8 protein-coding genes are annotated in these 6,582 nt (G+C 59.0%); 4 read left to right on the forward strand and 4 right to left on the reverse strand.

Going from position 1 to position 6,582, the window contains the following annotated elements:
- Window positions 1-8: 8 nt before the first annotated feature.
- From uppS to pyrH, 4 genes are all read right to left on the reverse strand, one after another.
- Window positions 9-743, reverse strand: coding sequence for a polyprenyl diphosphate synthase (gene uppS / locus Q0Z69_RS03780; RefSeq protein WP_298029880.1), 735 nt, complete (start codon window positions 741-743; stop codon window positions 9-11).
- Window positions 744-767: 24 nt separating this feature from the next.
- Window positions 768-1,394, reverse strand: coding sequence for a CatA-like O-acetyltransferase, family 2 (locus Q0Z69_RS03785; protein ID WP_298029881.1), 627 nt, complete (start codon window positions 1,392-1,394; stop codon window positions 768-770).
- 261 nt (window positions 1,395-1,655) lie between these two features.
- The gene (frr, locus tag Q0Z69_RS03790) at window positions 1,656-2,213 is read right to left on the reverse strand and encodes a ribosome recycling factor (RefSeq protein WP_298029882.1); all 558 of its coding nucleotides are present in this window, start codon (window positions 2,211-2,213) and stop codon (window positions 1,656-1,658) included.
- 54 nt (window positions 2,214-2,267) lie between these two features.
- Entirely contained in the window at window positions 2,268-2,987 is a 720-nt protein-coding gene (pyrH, locus tag Q0Z69_RS03795) for a UMP kinase (RefSeq protein WP_298029883.1), read from the reverse strand.
- A 279-nt stretch (window positions 2,988-3,266) separates the two neighbouring features.
- Between pyrH and Q0Z69_RS03800 the strand changes: the two genes are divergently transcribed.
- The 4 genes from Q0Z69_RS03800 to Q0Z69_RS03815 all read left to right on the forward strand — a co-directional run.
- On the forward strand, window positions 3,267-4,856 hold the full coding sequence (locus tag Q0Z69_RS03800) for a helix-turn-helix domain-containing protein (RefSeq protein ID WP_298029884.1): 1,590 nt from the start codon (window positions 3,267-3,269) through the stop codon (window positions 4,854-4,856).
- Between the two features lie 241 nt (window positions 4,857-5,097).
- The gene (locus Q0Z69_RS03805; RefSeq protein WP_298029885.1) at window positions 5,098-5,976 is read left to right on the forward strand and encodes a DUF6017 domain-containing protein; all 879 of its coding nucleotides are present in this window, start codon (window positions 5,098-5,100) and stop codon (window positions 5,974-5,976) included.
- A 17-nt stretch (window positions 5,977-5,993) separates the two neighbouring features.
- On the forward strand, window positions 5,994-6,206 hold the full coding sequence (locus tag Q0Z69_RS03810) for a DUF5348 domain-containing protein (protein WP_298029886.1): 213 nt from the start codon (window positions 5,994-5,996) through the stop codon (window positions 6,204-6,206).
- Window positions 6,207-6,282: 76 nt separating this feature from the next.
- A partial coding sequence (locus Q0Z69_RS03815; protein ID WP_298029887.1) for a PcfB family protein occupies window positions 6,283-6,582 on the forward strand: 300 nt, incomplete at its 3' end.

Genomic DNA, 6,582 nt, shown 5'->3' on the forward strand with positions numbered 1-6,582 from the left:
ATAAAGGCTTATTTCATCACGCCGCCAAAGCGCCGGTCCCGGCTCTGATAGGCCGCGATGGCCTTGTCCAGCTCCGCCTCGTCAAAGTCCGGCCACAGCACGTCTGTGAAATAGAACTCGGAATAGGCGCACTGCCACAGCAGAAAGTTGCTCAGCCGCTGCTCCCCGCTGGGCCGTATGATCAGCTCCGGGTCCGGGATGCCCCTGGAGTCCAGATAACCGGAGAACAGGGCGTCATCCAAGTCCTCGATCTGCCTCTTCCCCGCTGCGCAGTCGGCGGCAAACCGCCGCGCCGCCCGCAGGATCTCGTCCCGCCCGCCGTAGTTCAAGCAGACGTTGGCCTGGAAATCATCCTTGGAAAGATGCTCTGTAATCTCATCGGTCTCCCGGGCCAATGCCCTCAGCTCAGGGCTGATGGGCGTCATGTCCCCGAAGAAGTGGAGTCGGATATGGTCCCGTTCCATGGTGTCCACCGCTTCCAGCAGGTACTTTTTCAGCAACGCCATAATGGCCCCCACCTCATCAGTGGAGCGCTTCCAGTTCTCCGTGGAAAAGGCGTACACCGTCAAGTATTTGACGCCGATATTCTTGCAGTAGGTGGCAATACGGCGAAAGGTCTCTGCCCCCGCCTTGTGTCCGGCGGTGCGGGGCAGGCCCCGTTTCGTGGCCCAGCGGCCGTTGCCGTCCATGATGATAGCGATGTGGCGGGGCGGCTGCGCCGCCCGCCCGGTCTCATTTGACATGGTTTCTCTCCTTCCGGTGGGCGCTCACGCCCGCCCGGTCTCGCGGACAGCCTCTTGGAGCCGCTCCAAAAAAGCGCAGGCCCCCAGGCCGTCCATCTGTACATGATGGAACTGGAAGGACAGGGGCAGCAGTGCCCTGCCGTCCTCCTCCCGGTATTTGCTCCAAATCAGAAAGGGATTGTTGAAAATGCCGGAGTACATGTTCGCCGCGCCGTCGATGTCATACCGGACCAGGCTGGAGGTGCCCACTATCATGCGGTCCGGCAGCTCGTGGTCCGCGCAGTCCCGGCGGGTCCGCGCCGTCAGCTCCAGATAGGTCTGGTTGAAAGCCTCCAGGTCCGGCAGGCAGGGCAGGTCGCAGGAATTGAGGCCGCCCTTGTCATTGGCCACGATCACACTGACGCCCAGCTGGTCATATTGGACCAGGGTATCCCCCACCGGCAGCAGGCGAAACTCCGGCGTAGCCTCCGCCGCCTGGGCGACACACCAGCACAGCAGCATGTTCAGCTTATATCCCCGTTCCTTTATCGCCATCAGCGGCGTGATGTCCAGGGTCTTGAACAGCGTGACCATGGGCATGGGCGCACGGTGATAGAGCGCCCAGCTGTCCGCCCGGGGCGTTTGCATGGGGTCCACTTCTCTCGCTGCCACGGCATCCTCCTTTTCCGCTCAAAACGAACCAATGGCCGGCCCAGAGGCCGGCCCTCGGCTGAATCAGAATTCGCTCGCCCAGGAACTGGTATTTTGCTGCTGAAAAGCGCACCGCCGGTTTCGGCAGCCCCGTTCCTGAAAACACGAAAATCCTGAAAGCTTCTTCTATCCCCCAATTGCCGTCGTAGGGTCGCTGGTCAATCGCCCAACGCCCCAGAGCGCGCTAAAATTCTTTTGGTTCTTTTCTTTCAAGAAAAGAACTCAGACCGCCATCAGTTCCTTTTCCTTCTTGGCCAGCAGCTCGTCCAGCTTTTTGCAGCTGTCGTCTGTCAGCTTCTGCAGATCCTTCTCCACCTGCTTCATCTCGTCCTCCGTGATCTCGGACTTCTTCTCCTGCTTCTTGAAGTTGTCCATGGCATCCCGGCGGATGTTGCGGACGGCCACCTTGCCGCCCTCCGCGTACTTGCGGATCTGCTTCACCAACTCCTTACGGCGCTCCTCCGTCAGCTGAGGAAACGTGAGGCGGATGCAGCGGCCGTCGTTCTGGGGGTTGATGCCAAGGTCAGAGTTCTGGATGGCCTTCTCAATATTCTTCAGTGCCTTGCTGTCCCAGGGAGAGATGACCAGCGCCCGGGGATCCGGGGAGGAAATGGCCGCGATCTGCTGGATGGGGGTCGGGCTGCCGTAATAATCCACCATGATGCGGTCCAGCACGGCGGCGTTGGCGCGGCCCGCCCGCACGGAGGCGAAGTCCGCGGCAACGGAGTCAATACTCTTCTTCATCTTCTCTTCATATACTTTGTATTCGTCCTTCAACATAATAGGGTCCTTCCTTTCACGTTTCTTAAATGGAAAGCGCGGACACGCGCGGTCTTATTCCTTGACGATGGTGCCGACCTTCTCGCCGCACAGGGCGCGGATGATGTTCCGGGGGTCCTTCAGGGCAAAGAGCAGCACGGGGATGTGGTTGTCCATGGAGAGGGATGTAGCGGTGGTGTCCATCACCATCAGGTGCTGGGCCAGCACATCGTCGTAGCTGATACTGTCGTACTTCACGGCAGAGGGGTCCTTGGCCGGGTCGGCGGTGTACACGCCGTCTACGTTCTTGGCCAGCAGGATCACGTCGGCGTTGATCTCCGCCGCCCGCAGCACCGCCGCCGTGTCGGTGGAGAAATAGGGATTGCCGGTGCCCGCGCCGAAGATGACCACACGGCCCTCCTCCAAATGCCGGATCGCCCTGCCGCGGATGTACGGCTCGGCCACGGCCCGCATCTCGATGGCAGTCTGGACCCGGACGGGAATGCCCTTCTGCTCGCACACGTCAGCTACCGCCAGACAGTTCATCACCGTGGCCAGCATGCCGATGTGGTCGGCCCGGGTGCGTTCCATCTTGCCGCCGCCGCTGTTTTTGGCGCCCCGCCAGAAGTTGCCGCCGCCAACCACCAGACCCACCTGAACGCCCATGTCCAGGCACTCCTTGATGACGTCGCAGACGCTGCCGATCATCTCAAAATCCAGGCCGGAGCCTTTGCCGCCGGCCAGGGCCTCGCCGCTGATCTTCAGCAGGACCCGCTTGTATACCGGTTTTGCCATGTAAATGACCTCCCTGTTTTCCTTGGAAGTTATATCGTTTCTATTTTACCGTATTTTTTTTCGTTTGCATAGGGGGTCCGGCCAGATTTTCACAAAAAAAGCACAGGACCCTCTCCCCGCCTTCGGAGGCACAAACCGGCTCCTCCCCCGCTTTTTTAGGTCCCGCAACCGATATTTGACACGCGGGTGGTAGATTTACAAGCTCAAATATGGCATACTGGTTCTTGAAAAGATGGAAGATTGAAGCGTTTAACGTGAAGATTTTCGGGAGGGATGCCTATGACATTGGGAGATCGGATCGCTCAGTATCGGAAAAACCTGGGCATCTCCCAGGAGAAGCTGGGGGCACGGCTGGGCATCAGCCGTCAGGCCGTCAGCAAGTGGGAGACCGGCGCGGCGGCGCCGGATATGAATAATCTGATGGCGCTGGCCCGGGAGTTCCACATCTCCATGGCGGAGCTGACGGAAACGCCGGAGGGGACGCCCTCGGAGGACGCTCCCGCGCCGGAAACGTCGCCGTTCTCAGGTCCCGCCGCCGGACAGCCCCGTTTCTTCTGGCCGGTGCTGTGCGGCGTGCTGGCGGCATTATTGGTGGTGGTACTGGCAGCGGTCTTTCTCCACATCCGCTCTCAGCGGATCCTCCCCAGCGAGGAGGCCGTCGCAGGCGAACCGCCTGCCGCAGATGAAACGTCCCCGGTCCCCTATCCCGCCACAGACTTCGCCCTGCTGTGGACCAACCGCGACGGGAACGAGGAATTTCTGGAGCTGGGGGAACAGGAGGACTTCTTCCCCTTTGGGACTTCTCTGGAGCTGACTGCGCCGGAGGAGGTCCTGGACACGGACTTTCACCTGACAGTCCTGCACGACGCCGTCTGCGGCGCCATCAACCTCTCCTATCTGCACACGGAGCAAGACCTGGAAACGGACCCGCCATCTGTGGAGTGTGAATCCGTCATCCGTCTGTCTACCATCGCCCCCAGCGTCCACACCCCCCGCGGCATCCACGCCGGCAGCACCAAGGCCGACGTGGCGGCAGCCTACGGCGACGAACTGGTGTACTGTTTGAAGGAAGAGGGCGGCTATACCCTGACGTCCCACGATTATTACTACATCTATCAGCCCGAATCCGCCTTTTCCCGCTATCTCGCTATCTACATGCGGGACGGCCTGGTGGCCGGGCTGTGGGTGGAGGATCTGATTGACGCGGGAAACAACTTCTTCCTGCCCAACAATGTCTCCCGTTTCCCAACCATCAACGGCGAGCCGGATTTCTCCCAACGCCGGGAACCGGAGCGGGAGGACATCGACGACACCCGCAGAGCCTATATCGCGTGGAACCAGTTAGTGACCAATAACAATCTCTCCGCCGAGGAGCGGTACGCCTACCGCCGGGACGCGTTTACCCTCCTGCCCTATTTGGATTGGCAGGAGTTCATGACCCTCGGCGGCACGGGGTACCCAGACGATACGGCCTTCGCTTTCATGGACTGGCTGGCGAGACAGGACAGCTACTCACAGAGCGAAATGCTGGACATTCAAATGGGATGTACAGCGAAAGGACTTGACGGCGCATACATGGATTCCTATGATGGAATTCTCTCCCACGCAATGTTCTATGACCCGGTATCTTTCGCCAAAGCCCTTGCCGTAGATGGGGTTGACGAGGAGGTAAAATGGCACGCTATCAGAGACACCGCCTATGACGCGGAGCTGTACCCGGTGGAGCTGGACGCGGCAGTGAACGCCCTGGACAGCGCCATCGACGGCGGCGTTTTCACGGAGGAGCAGGAGGGCTGGGCGAAGCTCCTGCGGCTGTACCTGCTGACCCCCATCGATGAGCGCATCAATCTCCCCAAGACCCCGGCGTAATGGATGCGAAAAAAGGAACGGCTTTAGCCATGGTGCCATAAGAAAACATGAGAAAACCCAGTAAAATCAATGTTTTTTAAGGGCAGCGGAAAACGGGGCGGCGCAAACAACTGAACAACAAGCACAGAAAACGGGCGATGTCGGCAAGACAACGCCCGTTTCTGCGTCCCGGCCAACGCCGCAGGTTTCAAAAAATCTGCGGCGTTTTTTCATGTCCAAACACCGAAAGGAGCGGAAAGCCATGCCAGTATTCCGCGTGGAAAAGAACACGGGCTATACGGTGATGTCAAACTACCACCTGCGGGACAAGCGGCTGTCCCTGAAAGCCAAGGGGCTGCTGTCGCAAATCCTCTCACTCCCGGAAGATTGGGACTACACCCTGTCCGGGCTGTGCTACATCAACCGTGAGAGCAAGGACGCTATTCGTTCCGCCGTCAATGAGCTGGAACGGGCCGGGTACATCGAGCGCCACCAGACCACCGACGAGGGCGGCAAGTTCAGCAGCAACGAGTACATCATCCACGAAAGCCCCATTTCCTTGCCGCCGTCGTTGGATAAACCGTCGTCGGAAAACCCGACAACGGAAAAACCGACGTCGGAAAATCCAACGCAACAAATTAAAGATAGAGTAACTAAAGACCAATCTATTACTGACGCATCAAGTACCCATTCCTTTCCCTCCCATTCTGCCCCTCCCGTCGAGGCAGGAGCGGCTTCGCCGCCGGAAAGGAAAAGAACGGAAGCGGCTTCGCAGAGCGCGGTAGAGATTTATCAGGACATCATCAAGGAGAACATCGAGTACGACCACCTCCTGCGCTACTCCAAGATCGACCGGGAAGAATTGGACGGCATCGTGGAATTGCTGGTGGAAACCGTCTGCACGGCCCGCAAGACGATCCGGGTGGCCGGTGACGACTACCCCGCCGAGCTGGTAAAGGCCAAGCTGTTGAAACTGAACAGTGGGCATATCGAGTTTGTCATGGACTGTATGCGGCAGAACACCACGAAAATCCGCAATATCAAGAAATACCTGCTGGCGGTGCTGTTCAACGCCCCCAGCACAATGGGCAGCTATTACACAGCCCTCGTCGCCCACGACATGGCGGAGGGCAAAATCTGAAAAAGGAGGCCCCGAATATGAAACAGGGCGCATTGATCTTCGACGAGCGGGCAGACCGCTACGACATCCGCTTTGACCTGGCGGACTACTATGGCAGCTTGCACTGTGGACAGTGCTTCGACGTAATGGTGGGAGGCCGGTGGAAGCCCACCCGCATTGAGTACGGCCACGCCTGGTATCTGGTGGGCATCCGGGCCGACGATCTGAACGGCCTGCGGGTGCGTATCTAATGCGGATTTATCTTAGGCGGCTGGTGGTTCCACCTTAGCCGCCCCTTTCTGACTTCTGGCAAAGGAGGTATGAGGTTTGCAGGAGGAAGTCACTCAAAAGACCATCGCGTTATCCATGAAAACCGGGAAGCTGACGGCCCAAGTGCTACAAATGGCCCTGAAAAAGTTTTTGGAGGCCCAGAAGCACGGCCCCAAGCTCCACCACGGCCAGCAGAGCCTAAAACAGTTAAAACAGCACGGGGCGGCGCTGTCCAACATCGAGATCACGGACGCCAATATCGCCGCTTTCAAGCCCTGCGCCAAGAAATACGGCGTGGACTTCACCTTGCGAAAGGACAAGACCACCCAGCCGCCCCACTACATCGTGATTTTCAAG

The organism is uncultured Dysosmobacter sp. (assembly GCF_947631165.1).
In the GTDB taxonomy this organism is placed as follows: Bacteria; Bacillota; Clostridia; order Oscillospirales; family Oscillospiraceae; genus Oscillibacter.